Origin of the sequence: Lysinibacillus sp. NPDC097279 (assembly GCF_044761745.1) — a bacterium.
Lineage (GTDB): Bacteria > Bacillota > Bacilli > Bacillales_A > Planococcaceae > Lysinibacillus.
Genome location: NZ_JBIWDA010000002.1, coordinates 641134 through 661619, shown reverse-complemented (window position 1 = coordinate 661619; position 20486 = coordinate 641134). Strand labels below are relative to the sequence as shown.

Sequence of the window (20486 nt, the reverse complement as noted above, 5' to 3'; positions counted from 1 at the left end):
TTTACACACTAATATTTTTTTCAAAAACAAAGACGGAAATCGCAAAATCCTCTTCAATTTTTATATCTGAAAATAAGTGCAGTAATTTGCTGCCTATCAATTCTTCCATCCCCTCGGGTGGTGATTGTGTATATAAATCCTGAATCATACTCGTCCTTGCAGCATGTACCATCTTTAGCCCTTCGGGTGTACTGGCAATAAATTTTTCCGTCGGTGTGATATTTCCGTATAAAGTCGATACAGCCATATTCTCGACAAAAACAGTATGAATACGCTCTGGCCCTTTTCCAAATACTTCTTTTCTTAACTTTCGAATCATATCATTAAATTCATGAATTTTTTTTGACATAGCAACGATTCTCCCATCGTAAATAAACTTTTTTAGGCAAATTGATATGAGGTCACCCTTACAGTTTGTTAATGATATAGCAACTTGAAAAAAATTAAAAGAGATAATATTTTTTGATAATCATTCTCATTTAATAAATTTTATGATTAATATTGTTCATTTTGAAGGATAAGTCTATAATAATACATATCACAAATGGAATTGATTTATTTTAATCCCTATCTCACGATGTTGCATAGTGTTTTTAATATTTGAATTCTATTGTTATTAAAAATAAAAGTAGATTGAGTTTTTAGCAAGACCTGCTAAGAATTTTATCCACCATGAATGATTAGCATGTTTTGGACATGTAATTTCATGGTGGATTTTTTTATTTTAAAAAACGAGACATGGATAATTTGTTATAATCTAGAATTTACACCTATTTCGAGGTAGATTAAAGAACAATAGGGAATTACAATAATAACAAGACAATCGCCTCAAAAATAACCAACTCGATTTGTTATTCCCTTTTGTCTTTAGCCGTAACAAGTTGTCCTATAAGTCTCAAAGTGAATAGGAGGAAGTTACCTTGACTCAAATTAAAATTAATGGCGCTCCATATAATGTAAAAGAAGGAGCTACAATCCTTGATACCATTAATCAACATGGCATTCCTCATCCTCAGATTTGTCATGTGCCAGCTGTAGACCCAATTGAAACATGTGATACTTGTATTGTGGAGGTGAATGGCCAATTAGTTCGTTCCTGCTCCACAAAGGCAGTAGACGGCATGAATATTTTATTAACTTCTGACAAAGCAAAAGCTGCACAAACAGAAGCAATGGACCGTCTACTCGAAAACCATTTATTGTACTGTACAGTATGTGATAATAACAATGGAAATTGTACATTACACAACACAGCCGAATTAATGGAAATCGAGCATCAAAAATATCCGTACACGCCCAAAGTTGAACCACATGAATTGGATATGTCGCATCCATTTTACCGATATGATCCCAACCAATGCATTGCATGTGGGCAATGTGTAGAAGTTTGCCAAAATTTACAAGTTAACGAAACATTATCACTCGATTGGGAAGCAGAACGACCACGTGTAATTTGGGATAAAGGGGCTGCCATTAACGATTCTTCCTGTGTAAGTTGTGGTCAATGTGTAACCGTTTGCCCATGTAACGCCTTAATGGAAAAATCCATGCTTGGAGAGGCTGGATTTATGACTGGTTTAAAACAGGATATGTTAGATCCAATGATCAGTTTGATTAAGGAAGTGGAACCAGGATATAGCGGTATTTTTGCCGTTTCTGAAGTAGAAGCAGCCATGCGTAGTAAACGCACTAAAAAAACGAAAACAGTTTGTACTTTCTGTGGTGTAGGCTGTTCATTCGAAGTATGGACAAAAGACCGAAAAATTTTAAAAGTACAGCCTTCCGATGGTCCAGTAAATGCGATTTCGACTTGTGTCAAAGGGAAATTCGGATGGGATTTCGTCAATTCAGAAGAACGAATTACAAAACCACTTATACGTAAAAATGATGAGTTTGTTGAATCATCATGGGATGAAGCACTGGATCTAATTGCAACAAAACTTGGTGGTATTCAACAACAATATGGTCCTGGTTCTGTTGGTTTTATCTCTTCTTCTAAAATTACAAATGAAGAAAATTACTTAATTCAAAAAATGGCTCGTCAGTTATTTGAAACAAATGACGTCGATAATTGTTCTCGTTATTGTCAATCTCCTGCTACTGATGGTTTATTACGAACAGTAGGTTTAGGCGGTGACGCTGGGACAATAAAAGATATTGCCAAAGCTGGTCTTGTCATTATTGTTGGTGCTAACCCAGCTGAAGGTCATCCCGTTTTAGCAACACGTGTGAAACGTGCGCATAAATTACATGGTCAGAAATTAATCGTTGCCGATATACGTAAACATGAAATGGCTGAGCGTTCGGATATCTTTATGCGTCCGAAACAAGGTACTGACCAAGTTTGGTTAATGGCAGTTACTAAATATATCATTGATCAAGGATGGCATGATGAAGCCTTTATTCAAGAAAATGTCCTTCATTTTGATGATTTCAAACAAGTGCTTGAAACATATACACTTGATTATGCACAAGAAATGACTGGTATTACGAAAGAAACATTGATTGAAGTTGCTGAGATGATTCGTGATGCAGACGGTACATGCGTTCTTTGGGGCATGGGTGTAACACAAAATACTGGAGGTTCATACACATCAGCAGCTATTTCAAATTTACTATTATCAACTGGTAACTATCGCCGTCCTGGTGCTGGGGCCTATCCTCTCCGCGGTCATAACAATGTTCAAGGTGCTTGTGATATGGGAACATTACCAAATCTATTACCAGGCTATCAAAAAGTGACTGATGATGTGGCACGTGCAAAATTCGAAAAAGCTTATGGTGTTCCTATTCAGTCCCAACCAGGTCGTACTAATATGCAAATGTTAGATGCCATTATGGAAGGTAAAATGAAAGCGATGTATTTAGTGGGCGAAGATATGGCACTTGTTGACTGTAATGCCAACCATGTAGATGAGGTCCTTTCACAAATAGAATTTTTTGTAGTACAGGATTGTTTCCTATCACGTACAGCACAATATGCAGATGTTATTTTACCAGCTGCCCCTTCCCTTGAAAAAGAAGGTACATTTACAAATACTGAACGTCGCGTTCAGCGCCTGTATCAAGTTTTACCAACACTTGGTGAATCAAAAGCAGATTGGGAAATCCTTCAAGCCGTAGCACGTCGATTAGGAGCAGATTGGCATTATGATCATCCAAGTGATATTTTTGATGAAATGGCGAGCCTGTCTCCTCTATTTTCACAAGCCAACTATGATGTCTTAGAAGGCTGGGGTAGTTTCTGTTGGGGTAGCCACGATGGTAAAGATACACCGTTATTATATGAAGACGGCTTTAACTTCCCTGACAAAAAAGCCCGTTTTGCTTTAAATGATTGGGTACAACCAGTTGAATTTGAGGCACAATACGATTGTCATATTAACAATGGTCGTATGCTTGAACACTTCCACGAAGGAAATTTAACAAATAAATCGAAAGGTATTCAATCAAAGGTACCTGAAATTTTCGTTGAAGTCTCACCAGAATTGGCTAAAGAACGAGGCATTGAAGATGGGGCCCTACTCCGTTTAGTATCTCCATATGGCGCATTAAAGCTAAATGCCCTTGTTACAGATCGCGTACAAGGAAATGAATTATTTTTACCAATGAACTCTGTTAGCAAAGATTCAGCTATCAACTTCTTAACTGGTCCTGCAGCAGATGTTAATACATCAACACCAGCTTATAAACAAACAAAAGTACGAGTAGAAGTGCTAAAAGCAAAAGGCAAAACACCACTTCCTCGCACTAACCCTCGCTATAAAAAGCGTCATCCTCAAAATGGTGTTGAGGTACAACGAAAATGGAATCGTCCTGGCTACGTTCACTTAACAACCATAAACGAAAGAGAGTGAGAGCATGGCTGCACCCATTACAAATATAAAAAAACAACAAGTAACAGAAGAACAGCTAAAGGAACAAAAATTAGATAATCTCAAACAACTACTTTCTGATCAAGAAGAAGCGGTCAATCAAGTGTTGCTTATTATGGCTGAATTAAATGATATCGGTGCATTAGAAGCAGCAATGAAGCTACTAGAAGCTAAAGAAGAAGTCGCCCATGTTGCACTTGGACAATTAACACGTAAACCTGTAACTAATATCATTAATAATTTAATGGGTGTTGCGGGAGCATTGACGGAGCTAAGTCCTGAAACAACGACAAAGCTAATTGATGGCTTAAATTCAGGTGTAGAGGAAGCCAACAAAGCACTTGAATCCGATGAAAAAGTAAGTGCCTTTAAGCTTGTAAAAATGTTAAATGATCCAGATGTCAATCGTGCGCTCAATTTTGGGGTCCATTTCTTAAAGGGACTTGGCAAAGGTTTAAAAGAATAAGGTGGTTCTGTTATGTTAGTACAAGAAGATGTAATCAACGCATTACAACAAGTTCAAGATCCTGAGCTTCATCAGAGTATCGTCACATTGAATATGGTGCGCAATATTCATATAAACGACACCGATCTATCACTGGATATTATTTTAACGATTCCAGGATGTCCGTTAAAAGCGAAAATCAAGCAAGATGTGGAGGAAGCATTACAAGCGATTGGTGCCTCCAGTGTTGCCATTACCTTTGGGGCCATGACAGATCAGGAACGTCGTGCATTAACGGCCTCTTTACAAGAGAAAAATGTTGATGCACAAGGCATGCCTCACATGTTGCAGCTTAATTCTGGTGTGCAATTCATTGCTATCACAAGTGGCAAAGGCGGTGTTGGGAAATCGACTGTTACGATTAATTTGGCGGTCGCTCTTGCCCGTCTTGGTAAACGTGTAGGCATACTTGATGCTGATATTTATGGTTTTAGTATTCCTGCTATGATGAACATTGAGCAAAAACCTACCATGATTGACCAAACAGCTATTCCAGTTGAAAGTCATGGGGTTAAATTGATGTCGATGGGCTTTTTCACAAATGGGAACCAGCCTGTTATGTGGCGCGGTCCTATGCTTAACAAATGGATTCGCAATTTCCTTGTCAATACGTTATGGGGCGATTTGGACTATCTCTTGATTGATTTACCTCCAGGTACTGGGGATGTAGCCATTGATATGGCAGCGATGATTCCACAAGCACAAGAAATCATCGTGACAACACCGCATCTTGCCGCGTCTCATGTCGCATCACGTGCAGGCTTGATGGCACAACATACGAAGCATACTATACTTGGTGTAGTAGAAAACATGGCTTATTTTGCAGGGGCAGATGGTCAAAAAAACTATCTGTTTGGACAAGGTGGAGCCGAACATTTGGCAGATTTACTGCAAGCCCAAGTAATAGCTCATATTCCTTTCGCCCAACCTGAAGAAAATACAGGCTCCTCGGTATATGATGAAGATACAATTATCGGCGAAATATTTACTCAGCTAGCAGAAGATTTACTACATCAATAAAACAGAAATCCCTTGATTTGCTTTTACACAAATCAAGGGATTTTTTCTGTTACAAATAACCCGCCTTTTTTAGTACTTGCATGAAATAAAAACGATACGTATTTTGGACGAATGAATCTAAAGGTAGCCCTACATTCACCTGATATTTCGTAAAAATAAAATAAAACCGTTTATCCCATTTTAAACGTAATAACTCTCCTGCATCTTCACCATACTTCGCTGTAAATTCCGCAATTAAAGGCTCAATCATCTCATAACAATAGTCTTTTAAATTCGCTAGTGCTTCAATATCTTTATCCCTTTGAAAGCGAATAATCCAATTCACTAATTGCTCATTCATGTCCGAACGTCATCCTTTTATATAGAGTTTCTTCCTATTTAATAATACTCTTTTTTTATGGAGTCGAAAAGTGAACAAAACATAGCCTATTGAATTATCAGAATTGTTTCGGTGCCTGTCACTCTATTGGAGTGGCGAAAATTTGTTTTTCTGCTGGGTCCCATAAAATAATTCCAACATCTTGTTTTTGATCGATAATACGAATTGTTACAGGAACATAGTCAAATAAAATGGCATTTAATTTTGTACTAATAAACTGCAAAAGACCAATCAATTCCGTATCATTTATTAGAGGTGCATGTACTTCTATTTTAATATCTGCTAATTTTCCCTCTTCATATCGTAGCTTCCCAAAAGCTTTAGGGTTTAAATGCTTGAAATTCTTTTGAATTTCTTCCTTAAAACTTAATAATTTATTATATGTATCTTGATCCAAACTATATAATGCATCAGAAGGAAATGTATAATCTTTTTTATCTATCTCCGTCCATTTATCTATTCTATCCTTACTCTCCCCAATAAAGGTTTCAGCTAAAAAAATACCTGGCAGTATATCATTTTTATTGGATTCTTGATACAACGTTAAATAGATTGGAACATTCGGCATTGCTTCATGATTTCTTATATTTTTTACTATTGTTTCTGCTATTTTTTTACCGTAATTCTCTACATCATTGACATCATCATCGGTATTATCAACTTTCACTTGGTCTGTATAAATTAATCCTTTATCATCAGATACTCGTATGTCATAATATTCATTCAACGATATAGCTAATGACATCCCTTCTATTTTCCCACTTTTTTTGTTAATGTAATTTTGTTCTAATATATGGGATAAAAAAAGTGGATTCTGTTTTTCATCCTCTAACACATTTCCAGTACTATTTTTTATCGGTGGATTTAAACCTAAGCCTTCTTCCGTTTTTCTTGCCAACCATTGATTAATCATATTTTTATCTAAATATTGGCCTTCTTGCATATAAAAACTATTAGGTGAAAAATAATTAACTGATAAATTCATTAACCCTTTTTCTATTTCATTGATATTTATCGTATTATTCATATTACTAACAATTAATCCTCTTGCTACATTCATTTTAGCGGGTTGTTGAATTTCGAATGTTTCCTTTTTCTGAATTGAAGATATATACATTTTCTCATTATTATTTTTACTTTCTTCCTCATCACTACAAGCTGCTAAAAAAAATAAAGGTGATATTAATAAAAGCGCACTTTTTCTTATAACCATGACTTTAATGCTCCTTTCATATTTTAATAACTATTTATTATAACCATCGTTATACCTAATATTACCATAAATATACTTACTCATGTAGTAATGTATATTAGGGTGTATAGCAGTTTGAAAGTTGTTTTAAATGTATGCAAAAAACCCTGTGAAAACAGGGTTTTGCAAATTGTTTATAATTGTGTGGGTGACTGGCACTTATTTTGTGCCGCTTGCTCCAAATCCAGAAGCTCCACGAACCGTTTCTGATAATTCATTTACTTCCTGCAATTGAATAGAAGGAACCATCTGGATTACCATTTGGGCGATGCGCATTGATTTCTCCACGATAAATGTTTCTTTACCATGATTAATTAATATAACACCAATTTCCCCTCTGTAGCCTTCATCAATTGTTCCAGGACTATTGAGAACCGTTACACTATGTTTTAGTGCTAGTCCACTTCTTGGACGAACTTGTGCTTCTGTCCCTTTTGGTAATTCTATTTGTAAGCCTGTTTTTATTAATTTGGCTTCACCAGCAGGAATTTCTACTGCTTCAATTGAATAAAGATCCATTCCAGCATCACCTGGATTTGCTTGCAAAGGTAGCAATGCATCAGCATGAATTCTTTTGATTTTTACGTCTAAGTTCATTTTTTTCATCCTTAACGATTAAATTTAAATGTGTCATCTGTAATTGGCGCTACTTTTGCTTTTGCGTAAGTAGAACCCTTTTGTGAAAAGAAGTCATATGTTGAACCTTCATTGCGAATACCATTCATTACGATTGGATTCACTTCTTCTTCAGGGAACATTGGATCAAAACCAACATTCATTAACGCTTTATTGGCATTATAGCGAACATACGCTTTTACTTCAGGTGATAACCCTGTTTCTGCATAAATATCTTCTGTATAATTCATTTCATTTTGATATAAATCCAGCAATAATTCATATCCCCATAAAGTCAGCTCTTCTTGCTTTTCCTTCGAAAATTGCTTATATAAATTTTGTGCGAAGAAGCCTACTGCCACACCATGGATGGATTCATCACGTAAAATAAGAGAAATAATTTCTGCACTATTGCGAAGAAAACCCTGTCCGCCTAAGTACAATGGATAGAAGAAACCAGAGTAGAATAGGAACGATTCTAGCATTACGGACGAGAACATCGCTTTCCATAAACTTTCTGAATCCCCTTCTTCAATGCCATTATAAATATCCGCAATTTTATTTGCCTTATATTGTAGGTATTCGTTTTTCTTAACCCATTCAAATAGCGCGTCAATTTCTTCATTTGTACAAAGCGTTGTGAAAATATAAGAATACGATTTTGCATGGATTGCTTCAAAAGCATCAAATACAGTAAGAACAGCCTTTTCTTGAAGGTCCGATGTATATGCAGCAACACGGTTCATCCCAATATTCGTTTGAACTGTATCAAGTAATGTTAAGCCTGCAAATACTTTCTTATACGTATCTTGGTGTTCGAAGTTTTTCCACTGTTGAATATCCTTACTTACAGCAATTTCCTCTGGAAACCAAATTTGTTTCCATTGTTGGTCCCAAAATACTTGTGCGAGTTCACTCGTTGACTTATTCCAATTGACCGCTTCGTAAATTATATTTGACATGCGACACACTCCTCTAAGCTTTGCAAACGTTGACGGACATAATAAACTGACTTAATCCCCTTTACCCAAGCGTAAATGTAAATTTTCGCTAACTGTTCCGTTGTCCAGTTATCCGTGACATACAGCGTCATCGAAATCCCTTGGTCTACGTGTTTTTGAGATGCTGCGTATAAATCGATTAAATCATATGGATTCACATCATATGCTTCCACATATAAATGACTGTTGTCATTTGTTAAATGTGGCATTGGATAAATTGTTCGACTATCCGCATAATCACGCACCTCTACACGCTCAGTACTTGGTGCAATTGAAGCTGTACAGCTACGAATATATGAAATACTACCAGTTGGTGCAATAGCTAGACGATAAGAATGGAATAAACCATATTCCATAACATCCTGCTTTAATGTTTCCCACATTTTTGATGTCACGATTGGAATATTTCCTAATGCTTTTAATACAACTGGTGAAAGCTCTTCTTCAAGTTTATTAACATATTGATCAAAATAAACGCCTGACGCATAATCACTATCCTCAAAACGGTAGAAAGTTTCGCCTCGTTCCTTAGCAATCTCCATCGATGATTTAAGTGAATAATAGTTCATCGCTTCCATAAAGCTATCCATAAAAGCAATTGAATCTTTAGAGCCGTACATAATCCCCTCTGTAACAAGATGACCATGTAGATTCATACATCCAAGCCCTACAGAATGCATTAACTTATTGGCTTTAGCTACAGGCGGTACATTCGTAATGTTCGTCATTTGTGACACATTCGTTAAAAGATGCATTGCTGTATCTACTAATGTACCAAAATCACTTACTTTACTTGCGGCATGTATATCAATTGAGCCTAAGTTACACGATACATCTAGTCCGTATTCATTTGATTCATTTTGGTCAGTAATGATACTTGTTTCTTGTACTTGTAAAATTTCTGTACATAGGTTCGACATTTTTACACGACCTATATTTTTGAGTGGATGTACGTCGTTGACATTATCATCAAAGATTTCGAAAGGATAGCCTGATTCAAATTGCGCTTTTTTCACTTCTGTATATAATCTGCGCGCATTCAAGCGTTTAATCTTACGGATATTTGGGTTATCTAGTAACTCATAATACATCTCTGTAATGGAGATTTCAGACATTCGTTTCCCATATTCTTTATAAATATCATATGGACTGAACAACACAATATCTTTATCACGTTTCATAAGTTCAAAGAAAATACTTGGAATAATAATACCTGTTGATAGCGTTGCAAGTCGGATTTTATCATCAGCATTTGGCTTTTTCGATGAAATAAAATTCTCTATATCAGCATGGAAAATATTTAGGTAAACAACGCCAGAGCCGTTACGTTGTCCAAGCTGATTGGAATAGCTGAAGGAATTTTCTAAAAGTTTAGCAACTGGAATCACACCACTTGCACGATTTAAAATTTCTTTAATTGGATCTCCTAATGGACGTAAATCTGTTAAGTTTACCCCTACTCCACCGCCAAGGCGTGATAGCTCTAAACAATAACCAATATTTTCAGCAATACTATTCATTGAATCGTCCATTGATAGTTTAAAGCAGCTTACTAATTCGCCACGCGCTTTTTTTCCACTATTTAACGCGGTTGGCGTTGCTGGTTGGTACGCCTCCATCATTGCTTCAACGGAACGTTCTGCTAACACCGTGTTCCCTTGTGCTAAATATAAAGCGATGATAACAATACGATCTTCGTATTTTTCTAAAATTTCTTCCCCGTCACGACTTTTCATTGCGTAACTATCGTAAAATTTACTTGCACTCATAAAAGATGGGAAGCGGAAATTGTAATCGTATGCTTTTTTGTATAAGTGTTTAATAAAATCTATCTCATACATGTCGATAAACTCTTTCTCGTAATAACCCTCATCGACTAAATAGCGTATTTTCTCCTCAATATCAATAAAATAACGTAGACGCACATTTACATATTCTAAAAAATAACGGCGTGTTGCCTCACGGTCCTTTTCAAGCTCTAATTGACCCGTCGTGCTATAGCGATTAAGCACCTCATTATTAAGCTTTAAGTATGTTTTCATCCCTTCACCCTCGTTTCATAAAACGTTTGTATTACTTCATAATCAGCCTGGTATCCACGTAAATCTAATTTACGCACTAGCGGGACCTGGTAGGTTTCTGCAATTTTTTCGCCAGCTCCACCAAACACATGGTGCCCAAAATTACTATTACCACTGACAGCTACTCCCTTGCAATACTCCCTGTTTTGCTCTAAAAAGCGAGCTACTTTTGCAGGAATATCACCTAAGCCGTCCGTGTATGTAATTAATAGAAAGGGCTCAGTCAGCAACAATCCATCATAAATTTCAATAGATTCCCCATCTAATTTCGTCACAATACTTCGCACATTACCTGTACGACTAGCATAAACGATCATATTGCAATCATCTCAATTTGAGAAACAATTTCTTTGACATCTCCTATAAATGTGTCATTTACTTCAAGAACAGGCACACTTAAAAAACCTGCGTCCATAATTTTTTGTTTTGCTTGCTCATCGTGATCAATATTCACAATTTCTGCTTCAAGTCCTGCACGTTGTAATTCCGATTTGACCCAAAGACATTTTGGGCATATAGTTTTCGTATAAAGTTTCATTTTAAATTCCCTCTTTTCATAATATAAAAAGGCTATCTCTTGGGAGAGACAGCCTAAGTTAGAAACGTAAAAAAACAAAAAAATCGTCACGTCCCCATTTCTTATTCCCCGAAGAAAGGTTGAATTGTTTTATTATAGGCAGGTCTCCTGGCTTTGCTTCATTCTCTGATATCCTTCCCATACGAATGCACAGTGGATTAAATCATCGTCAGCTTAACAGTTGCGGGGACAGCGTCGGATATACCGAACTTCCCTATTAAACTACATATAGTAGTACCTATATAAAACTAACACAATATATTGTTGTTGAACACAATTAAGTGTACCATCCTTCAAGTAAAAAGTAAATCAAGAAAAGCGAATTCTTTATAGTGTAACTTTTCACTATTTTCTTTAGGAACAACAAACGGTTAATAAATGAAAAATGACTAGCTAGGTTAGTATAATTAATAATATCGTCAATAGTTCTAAAGAATGATAGACGATTTTCCATGATAAGCTTTATCATATGTTAAGCAATTATTATTCTACCTACTGAAGCCTAAATTAAACTGCGTATTATATTTAATATGTACTTATATAATTTTATAGCTGTTATCACATTTTAGCCACTATCGTAAGCCCTATAACTTCTATTCAATTTTTCATTATACACACAAAAAAATATTAAAATAGATTTGCCGTTTATTAGATATCATTAATGCTAGTTCAGAGTAGAATGTAGTGTCTTTATTCATGGCTGTTCTGTTCGCTATATTGATATAAAACAAATAACCATCTGACATCAATGGAATATCGACATCAGATGGCAATATAGATTTTACAATAGTTACTCGTAATTTATTAACCTGTTCAGTTATTGTGCGGGAATAAATGATTCGACAATGGCAGCTAAAGCTTGAATGGTATCATAGCTATCACCTGGAAACTCTGATTGTGCAAATTCAACTTGCAGTTCCTCACACAATCGATGACATTCATTTCCAACTTCAAAATAGGACTCAATATCCGCTGAAAGTGACAGAAGCTCACATGTGACGATACCTTGAGCACCCTCGCCTTGCAATGAATTAATTTTATCTTTTACATTTGGACCTAGCCAGTCACCTTTCCCATGGCCACTTCGATATGTAACATGCCAGTTCGCTATTTGTGCTTCTTTAGAAATGGCTTCGGCTAATTCGGAAAACTGGCGCACATAGTGCTCATTTTTTTCAGGGTCAATAGGCTGACTATGGACTGTATATAAAACATGCGTCTGTGCTCGTTTTTCAACAGGAATCCATTCAAATGCACGTTGAACACGGTCTTTATAAACAGCAAGTAAATCATGATTTAAATGCCAATTTTTCGCATGAATGACCTTAACGTCATGAGAAGCTAATAACGTACTAACTTCATCATGAAACGCTGCTGCCCCTGTAGACATAATCGGATTTACAGGTAATGTAATAAAAGTTGTAATACCTTCTCTAAGCATTGTGTCGACAACATCTGGAATATAAGGTTCTGTATGTTTGTATGCGTTATATACTTTTACAGGCTGTGTTACACGTTGCTGTAAAGCATGTTCCAGCCCTTTAGCAATACGCCCCGTATTTGCTGCTAATAGATCAACACCACCTAATTTTTTAAATTGTGCCGTCACATTTTCAATTACATGAGGTGGTGGTGTTTTACCTTTCATTATATGTGTAAAATAAGGTGTTACATCGTCTAAAGATTTCGGTGCGCCATATGCGTAATAAATTATACCAATCATTTTTTAGTCTCCTTTTCTTCAATAGATTAATGTATATAGTGTTGTAGTTTTAGTTCTAATTTCTTTTTAAAAATAGCCTACGATTTTTCACAAGAACTTGAGCACAATTTTATCGGCGTAAAGATTGGATTTCCGTCTTGCATATAAATTTCCGCATCTATTTCAAAAATTGATTGAAACATTTCTTTACATAATACACAATGTGGTGAATCATCGTAATAGATTTTGCCTTTCTTTAATACAATCAGACGTTCGCTATTTTGTGCGGCTTGGTTAATATCATGTAACACCATTATAACGGTCATATTGTATTTTTGATTTAACTCTTTTACAAGCTCCATCACTTCTAATTGGTGTGCAATATCTAGATATGTTGTTGGTTCATCGAGAAGTAACACTTTGGGATGCTGTGCTACAGTCATTGCGATCCAAGCACGTTGACGCTCACCCCCAGACATCGAAGGTAGTACCCGATTTTGTAAGTCTTTCAGTCTAGTTACGTCAATCGCCCAATCAACAATTTCTTTATCCTCTTTTGACAGGACCGTCTTTCCTCCGCTATGTGGATGACGCCCAAACTCTACTAACTCACGCACTGTTAAATCTAATTGATGATTATTCATTTGCGGGAGCATCGTTAATGTTTTAGCTACTTCTTTAGACTTCATTTCATGAATGTTACGCTCATTTAAAAAAACTGTCCCACTATTCGGTTTTAAAAGACGTGATATTACACGTAATAATGTTGATTTCCCAGAGCCATTCGGACCTATTAAACTTACAACTTCTCCTTCATTAATTTTTAGGTTTATATCATTTAATTGAAAATGAGTGAACTCATGTTGATACTGTATGTGCTCAGTTCGTAGCAATGGAATTCCCCTTTCTATGAATTAAATAAAGGAAATACGGTCCACCAACGAATGCTAGCAAAATGCCTACAGGAAACTCAATAGGATCAAATACGGTTCTCGCTATTGTATCAGCAAACACAACAAGTAAGCCACCTGCCAACGCGGAAGTAGGTAGTAAATATTTATGATCTCCACCAATAATTAGTCGCAAAATATGTGGTACAACTAAACCTACAAACCCAATTAAACCAGCAACACTTACTGCAATTCCCGCCAATAACGTACTTAAGGCAATTAAAAAGAATCGACTGCGTTCTACATTGTGCCCTAAAAGGCTTGCCATTTCATCTCCTAAACGCATGATACGAATATGTTTAATTGCATAAATTGAAAATATAAGTGCTACAAGAACATAGTAAATAATCATTTTAAATTGCACCCAACCAACACCTGTCAAGCCACCAGACAACCATGGTAGGACAGATTGTACACGATCGCTATACAAAATCATAAGTGCATTTGTTCCTGCACCACAAAGTGCATTAATGGCTACACCCACTAAAATTATTCGCATTGGGGATGTACCACCCTTTTTCACCGACAAAGAATACACAATCATTGCGGCGACAAAAGCACCTAAAAAGGCTGCAATAGGTAAATATATGATATAGCCAGGAAAAACAACCATTACAGCCACCGCCATAATGCCCGCGCCAGATGTAATTCCTATAACCCCTGGATCAGCTAATGGATTTTGCATAACACCTTGTAAAATCGAACCTGCAATAGCCAAACAAACGCCTACAATCATACCTGTTAGTATACGGGGCATACGGATTTCCCACACAATTCGCCGTGCCATTGTATCTTCAGAGCTAATAATTCCATTAAACACTTCACTTACTGAAAACGAAACTTGCCCAATCATAAGGCTACCGACACTCACTATGACCAAAAGTATTGGTAACAAAATTAACGCCATTCTTCGTTTTTTAGCAAGCGGGTGTACATATTTTTCCTCTTCTATTATCATCGTTATTCCCCGCTATAAAAGAATTATTTCACAGCTTCTTCAGCTGTCTTTAAAACTTCTCGCATATAATCAATGGCTTCAACAACCTGTGTACCAGGATTGTCAAACAGCTCTGCTGGTAAAATGATAATCTGATTATTTTTTACTGCATCTAAATTTTTCCACGCTGCATTTTCTTTCAATTGTTTTTCAAACCCTTCTTTTACTGTCGCTGGATTTGCATGCGTAATCAGCATAATTACTTTTGGGTTACGCTCCACAATTTTTTCAACACTTAAAGTCGCATAGCTGGGAAACTTTTCTGTAGCTGGTAAATCGGCTGCGATATTTTTACCTCCCGCTTTCTTTAAGATATCCCCGTATAACGAATTATCTAGCGCTGCTAAATATGTACCTGGTGCTCCATAAACAATGAGGGCATCTAACGTTGATTCTGTAGCGCCTTGTGCAATTTTCTCATCAATTTGTGCAACTAACTCATTGGCTTTTGCCGTGTTATTAAATAATTCGCCATACTGAGTAATTGTTTTTTTAATATCATCTACTGAATTCATGTTCAGGTAGACAATTTTCGTACCAGTAGCCTCTACCGTTGTAGCGAACTGCTGGAAGCTTGGTGGGACAATAAGTATTTCCGCATTCAATGCAGCAATCTGCTCAAATGACGGTTCATGTGGGTTACCTATTTCTTGAATAGCTTTTACGTCCTCCTTCATTTCTGTTGTAATCGTAGGTCGTCCAGTAACATTTGCTCCTAGCGCAAGCAAAATGTCCATCATTCCTGGATTTAACGTTGCGACTGATCTCGGTGTTGCTTCAAACTCAAGCTTATTTCCAAGGTCATCTATGAATGTTACTGCCTCTCCTGATTCAACTTGTTGTTCCATTTCTACTTTATCTTTGGAAGAATCCATCTCCGCTTGTTTACTTTCTTCTCCACATGCAGCTAATGATAATGCCAACGCACCTACTAATAGAAATTTAAACTTCTTCATGTTAACTACCAACCTTTTCTTTTTATTTAAAAATTGAAATGAAATTGATAATCATTCTCATACCATTGTTTATGATTCTATTTTAAATAAAAAAAATTGTCAACAAACGTTTTTAATGTTGTTTTTTTAATTTTTTTATTGCATAGCCAATTAATGTATGTTTTAATTGATAATGAAAATCAATATCAATTAAAAACTGTTATAAAGGGGTCATGAATATGATTACAGTTACTAACCGCTTTTTAGTAAAAAAAGGCTTTGCGAATAAAATGGCACCATTGTTTATATCTGATAAAAACTTATTGAACTGGGAAGGCTTTAATAAAGTTGAAGTGAACGTTTGCTCAGAACCAGAAGATCATGATGAAATGAACGTTATGATGTTCTGGGATACAGTTGAGCAATTCAAGGCTTGGCGTGATTCTGATGACTTTAAAAATTTACACCGACGTGAAGCAATCGGGAACAAAGAAAACAGTGAAGCATCCCCAATAATAGGTAATCGGGTTGTGATTTCTGAAATTGCTGCTACATTAATAAAGTAATTTCATATAAGATTCTTAAAAGGCTCTACTAATCTTAGTAATTAACAGTACGCTATTCGTAAAAATACAAGAATATAAACTTTACGTTCTCAGACGCTTTTTCATTGAGTTACAGGCTAAAATTCTAACTCAATCCGTTTAAGAACGCTTTTAAATTTCTCTTTTCTAACGACCCACAATTAACTATTGTGGGTTCTTCTTCAAAGTCATTAGTTTTAATAGCCATGTAAAGTAGGCATTTTTTACTTTTAATAGCATCCTTTTGGCCAAATTTTATATTTAGAACGCTGCCCCTTCTCAGTTAAACATATACAATTAATAACTCATAAATTACTAAAAAACGACGAGCTTGCATTAATAATAGTTGGCTGTTTAATAGTTTAAAAAATGCAATTCAAGTTAAATTTGAATTGCATTTTTTTTATTAGAGAAGGATTCTATAGCGATAGCGGAACTACTTAACTTCTAAGAAGCGTAGTCACCACATCCAACTTTAGAAAAAGCTTAAGGGATAGTAATAGTACCTTACATACTTAAATTATTAATCAATTAAATGGACGTATTCTAATGAGCGTTTTAAAATTTTTGCCATTTGAGCACGTGTTAAATTACTTTGTGGGTTTAAATAACCATTAGATCCCGTCATAATATCTAGTGCTTGCAGTTCTGAAACTGCTTGTTTAGCGTAGTCAAATACTTTATTAGCATCTTTATACGTTAAAGCATTTTCATCAACTGTTACTTTATAGCCTTTATATTCCAGCATACGCAATATCATTGCAGCTGCTTGCTGACGTGTAATATTTGCTGTTGGGTTAAATGTCGTTGCATTGACACCTGTTACAATACCGACCTCTGCCAGTGCTTGTACCTCATTTTCATACCACTGACCTTTAACATCCTTAAAAGCAGTAGCTTTAGCTGATTGAATATTTAAAGCTCTAGCAATCATCACTGCAAATTGTGCACGTGAGATATTTTTATTTGGGCTAAATGTTGTGGCTGTGGTACCTGTTGTAATGCCAGCTGCATATAAAGCTAATATTTCATCCTTACTGAATACATTATCGATATCTACAAAAGGATTTTTGATAGTAGTATTAGGGTTATTAGGATTATTCGAGTTATTTGTTTCTTCCTCTAAAGCTGGTACATCAAAAGTAAAGAATAATGTGTACGCCCCATAACCTAAACTGCCTGAATCAATAAATATTTTCGTAATTCCATTGCTATCTTGAACGAATGGTAAACGAACAACTCGTACTTGATCCATTTTCTCACCAGTAGAACTAACCACTTCGATATTTTGTTGTTTACCATTTTCATCAATATATGCAAGTGTTTCAAAACCATAAGCTTTACCAACTAGCGTCATTTCAATATAACGTTTACCGTCTATCGTCACTAGTTCAGCTTTCGTAAAGTATGGTGCTAAATAGTTTGTAATAAAATCAGCCATATTTCCGTTTGGATCAGCCACCATTTTATACGTAATTGACTGACGATTATTCTTTTCAATTGTATTTGTATTTGTCGTCGTTGCTGTGACATTTGAAGAAATTGTCTTATCCTTCGTTACGGCCTCAAAAACAAGATTATCCAGTGTATCCGCTTCAAATGATAGTGTTGTTGTTTTTGCAATTGCAACTGGTACTAATGAAGCTACTTGATTTGACCATTTCGCAATTTCTTTACCATTCTGTTTAACAATAAAATTTTGTAAGTTATTTTCAATATTTAATGAAAGCGTAACCTTATATTTGTTATTTTCAAATACTGTTTTTGCTTTTTGTAGGAATACAGCTATCTCTTTTGCATTGTTAGCAAATTCAAATTTAGCTATTCCCTCTTGACTAAAGTTCCCAGTAGTACCTGTGTTTGTTCCGTTATTAGTCGAACTACCATTTGTAGAATTACCATTTGTAGAACCACTATTAGATGAACCACCTGTACTTGGGAATGTTGTACTATCATTAATCTTTGAAAGTGACGCTTCATCAAATTTCAAAAGAACATTATAGTCATGATGATAGTTAAGATCAGCAATATCTACTTTTACCCACGCATTTTGAAGCGCAGTTAGACTTGATACTGTAAATTGCACTACTCGTACATCGTTTGAATCGCTAATTGTACTAGGTGTTGCACCATTCACTGTAAATCCAGTAATCCATGAACTATTTTTTAATGTTAATTGAACCTGGTAAGAGGAACCATTTTTCACGACATATGCTTGATTATCTACATATGTGTTCATAATAGAACTACCAGTACCTGATTCATTTAAAAACGTAAAGTTTACTGTATACAGCCCATTAGTTGATTGTTCATTGTTTTCAGTGTTAGAATTGTTATTGCCACCGGTATTTGAATTATTATTGTTCTCCCCAGAACCTGATTCACTGCCGTTGGTATTTTCTTCTGAACTATTATCCTCTTGTTTAGCAATTTCACCTGTTAATAGTACTTTTTCAACTGTCGTACCCATTGTCGAAGCAGACCCATTTCGCTCAGTTGTTAACGTGAATGCTAAATTCTCTAATGAATCAACTGTAAATTTAATTACACTTTTCGTGCTTCCTGCTGCCCATTCTGCAACTGTTTTATTTCCTTGTTTTACAGAAAAGCCCTTCGTCGTATCATTTACAACTAAATTCATTGTTACAGCAATTTTATTGTCTGTTGTTTTTGTTGCATATGCTTGTCCTAAAAGTGATGCGATTATTGTATGAGCTGGTGCACCAGCGCTGACAGGCGTTAGTCCAAAATCAATCACTTGATTGTTCGAGTTAAAATGCTCGGGTAAATAAACAATAGTTTCTTTTACAGGTTTAAAATCAAATGTAAAAGGCGTTGCTGGATATTTGTCACCTGACATGATAACTGTTGCTTTTAAATCAGCATCTAACTTTACTTTGATAACACGTACTAATGAGTTGCCTTCTCCTTCAGAGCTTGCGATTTCTACGTCTTCCCCATTTTCACTGCCTACTTTTAGTGTCGTAAATGCATATGTGTGACCTGTTAGTTTAATATATGCATATTTTTCTAAACCAGCAGTAGCTAAATCAGCATAGTTAATATAGCTTTTAAAATAAGTATCATATGACTTATTATTTGTTAGAAATGTGAAAGGAACGTTCTTTGTGATAACTTCTTCTGTGTTATCCCCTGGTTGTTCTGGTTGTTCTGGTTGTTCTGGTTGTTCTGGTGCTTCTTCACACACACGATTAACTTCCGTAACATCGGCAACTTTTAAATATACAATATAGTCATGATCATAATTTATCATCGGAATGTAAACATCGACCCATGCTTTTATTGTTTGCTCAAATTGGTCAACTACGAATGTGTAAATATCGTTACCATTACTATCTGTTGTTTTATTGATCGCTGCTTTTAATTCGCCACCTGATTCAACTTTAAAGTCCTGATACCAAGTTGTATTTGCTTGTGGCACCGTAATGTCTATTGTATATAGACCATTTTCTTGTTTAACAGTAGCTTCTTTTTGAACATAGCTATTCATCATTGAATCTGCTGTTTGTTGTTCATTAAGAATTTTGATATTTGCTGAATAGTTAACTGCACAACTCGGTACGGTATTTTCTTCCGCCCTTACTTCCATTCCAAAGCTCGGTAATATTGCACCTAACATCAGCACTACCATAGCTACATATTGCAAAAATTTCTTCAATACACTGACCTCCTGAATTTTCCTAAATATTTTGACCTACCTTGGCTGGTTCTACCTCCTTTGTATTAAAAGATTTTTTAATACTATCCCTTAACTCGAATAATTATCATCTCAATTAAAATTCATAAAAAAACATCTATTTATTACATGGATGTTTGATAGTATACTACTCTTTTAATTGATTATGATTCTCATTCTCATTCATTATAACCCACATACTATTATTGTCAAGAAAGTGCAGATATGTTATGAGATAACTTTTTTTGTTAATAGTCTAAAGAAGTAAGGTCAAAGGAAAATATTAAGAGATGAACAATGTAGCTTATAAAGTAAT

General features: G+C 35.6%; 17 protein-coding genes and 1 riboswitch. Of the genes, 4 read left to right on the top strand and 13 right to left on the bottom strand.

The features are described 5' to 3' along the window. Nucleotide 1: 1 nt before the first annotated feature. The gene (locus ACIQ1H_RS13325) at nucleotides 2-349 is read right to left on the bottom strand and encodes a Na-translocating system protein MpsC family protein (protein WP_173478387.1); all 348 of its coding nucleotides are present in this window, start codon (nucleotides 347-349) and stop codon (nucleotides 2-4) included. Nucleotides 350-920: 571 nt separating this feature from the next. On the opposite strand from ACIQ1H_RS13325, the gene fdhF reads away from it, so the two are divergent. Genes fdhF through ACIQ1H_RS13310 form a run of 3 tightly spaced genes read left to right on the top strand, consistent with a single transcriptional unit; the run spans nucleotide 921 to nucleotide 5400 of the window. Then, nucleotides 921-3857 (top strand): formate dehydrogenase subunit alpha, encoded by a 2937-nt coding sequence (fdhF, locus tag ACIQ1H_RS13320; RefSeq protein ID WP_402889382.1) that lies wholly within the window; start codon nucleotides 921-923, stop codon nucleotides 3855-3857. A 4-nt stretch (nucleotides 3858-3861) separates the two neighbouring features. Next, a complete protein-coding gene (locus tag ACIQ1H_RS13315) occupies nucleotides 3862-4341 on the top strand; it encodes a helical membrane plugin domain-containing protein (RefSeq protein ID WP_402759823.1) in 480 nt (159 codons plus the stop codon). Between the two features lie 12 nt (nucleotides 4342-4353). After that, nucleotides 4354-5400 carry an Mrp/NBP35 family ATP-binding protein gene (locus tag ACIQ1H_RS13310; protein ID WP_402889380.1) on the top strand — a complete coding sequence of 349 codons (1047 nt, stop codon included), beginning with the start codon at nucleotides 4354-4356 and terminating at the stop codon, nucleotides 5398-5400. 49 nt (nucleotides 5401-5449) lie between these two features. Here the strand turns inward: ACIQ1H_RS13310 and ACIQ1H_RS13305 are convergent, their stop codons facing one another. The 11 genes from ACIQ1H_RS13305 to ACIQ1H_RS13255 form a co-directional block, all read right to left on the bottom strand. Beyond that, complete coding sequence (locus ACIQ1H_RS13305) at nucleotides 5450-5740, bottom strand: hypothetical protein (RefSeq protein ID WP_402889379.1); 291 nt, start codon at nucleotides 5738-5740, stop codon at nucleotides 5450-5452. 118 nt (nucleotides 5741-5858) lie between these two features. After that, a complete protein-coding gene (locus tag ACIQ1H_RS13300) occupies nucleotides 5859-6992 on the bottom strand; it encodes a CamS family sex pheromone protein (protein ID WP_402889377.1) in 1134 nt (377 codons plus the stop codon). Nucleotides 6993-7190: 198 nt separating this feature from the next. Beyond that, on the bottom strand, nucleotides 7191-7628 hold the full coding sequence (gene dut, locus ACIQ1H_RS13295) for a dUTP diphosphatase (protein ID WP_402889375.1): 438 nt from the start codon (nucleotides 7626-7628) through the stop codon (nucleotides 7191-7193). A gap of 11 nt (nucleotides 7629-7639) precedes the next feature. Then, complete coding sequence (gene nrdF, locus ACIQ1H_RS13290; RefSeq protein ID WP_173478379.1) at nucleotides 7640-8608, bottom strand: class 1b ribonucleoside-diphosphate reductase subunit beta; 969 nt, start codon at nucleotides 8606-8608, stop codon at nucleotides 7640-7642. After that, nucleotides 8596-10689: a class 1b ribonucleoside-diphosphate reductase subunit alpha gene (nrdE, locus tag ACIQ1H_RS13285; RefSeq protein WP_402889373.1), complete on the bottom strand. Its 2094-nt coding sequence runs from the start codon at nucleotides 10687-10689 to the stop codon at nucleotides 8596-8598. Before nrdE ends, nrdF begins: the two co-directional genes overlap by 13 nt. Beyond that, entirely contained in the window at nucleotides 10686-11045 is a 360-nt protein-coding gene (gene nrdI, locus ACIQ1H_RS13280) for a class Ib ribonucleoside-diphosphate reductase assembly flavoprotein NrdI (RefSeq protein ID WP_402889371.1), read from the bottom strand. The genes nrdE and nrdI overlap by 4 nt, the downstream gene beginning before the upstream one ends. After that, nucleotides 11042-11266 (bottom strand): glutaredoxin family protein, encoded by a 225-nt coding sequence (locus tag ACIQ1H_RS13275; protein WP_173478376.1) that lies wholly within the window; start codon nucleotides 11264-11266, stop codon nucleotides 11042-11044. The genes nrdI and ACIQ1H_RS13275 overlap by 4 nt, the downstream gene beginning before the upstream one ends. Nucleotides 11267-11386: 120 nt before the next feature. After that, nucleotides 11387-11562, bottom strand: a riboswitch (cobalamin riboswitch). 560 nt (nucleotides 11563-12122) lie between these two features. Next, entirely contained in the window at nucleotides 12123-13028 is a 906-nt protein-coding gene (locus tag ACIQ1H_RS13270; protein ID WP_402889369.1) for a ferrochelatase, read from the bottom strand. Nucleotides 13029-13105: 77 nt separating this feature from the next. Then, entirely contained in the window at nucleotides 13106-13900 is a 795-nt protein-coding gene (locus tag ACIQ1H_RS13265) for an ABC transporter ATP-binding protein (protein WP_402889367.1), read from the bottom strand. Continuing rightward, the gene (locus ACIQ1H_RS13260) at nucleotides 13887-14915 is read right to left on the bottom strand and encodes a FecCD family ABC transporter permease (RefSeq protein WP_402889365.1); all 1029 of its coding nucleotides are present in this window, start codon (nucleotides 14913-14915) and stop codon (nucleotides 13887-13889) included. Before ACIQ1H_RS13260 ends, ACIQ1H_RS13265 begins: the two co-directional genes overlap by 14 nt. 23 nt (nucleotides 14916-14938) lie before the next feature. Then, nucleotides 14939-15910 (bottom strand): ABC transporter substrate-binding protein, encoded by a 972-nt coding sequence (locus ACIQ1H_RS13255; protein ID WP_402889363.1) that lies wholly within the window; start codon nucleotides 15908-15910, stop codon nucleotides 14939-14941. A 218-nt stretch (nucleotides 15911-16128) separates the two neighbouring features. On the opposite strand from ACIQ1H_RS13255, the gene ACIQ1H_RS13250 reads away from it, so the two are divergent. Further along, nucleotides 16129-16455: an antibiotic biosynthesis monooxygenase gene (locus ACIQ1H_RS13250; RefSeq protein ID WP_402889361.1), complete on the top strand. Its 327-nt coding sequence runs from the start codon at nucleotides 16129-16131 to the stop codon at nucleotides 16453-16455. Nucleotides 16456-16996: 541 nt separating this feature from the next. Here ACIQ1H_RS13250 and ACIQ1H_RS13245 read toward each other — a convergent pair. Beyond that, nucleotides 16997-20152 (bottom strand): NEAT domain-containing protein, encoded by a 3156-nt coding sequence (locus ACIQ1H_RS13245; RefSeq protein WP_402889359.1) that lies wholly within the window; start codon nucleotides 20150-20152, stop codon nucleotides 16997-16999. Nucleotides 20153-20486 lie beyond the last annotated feature (334 nt).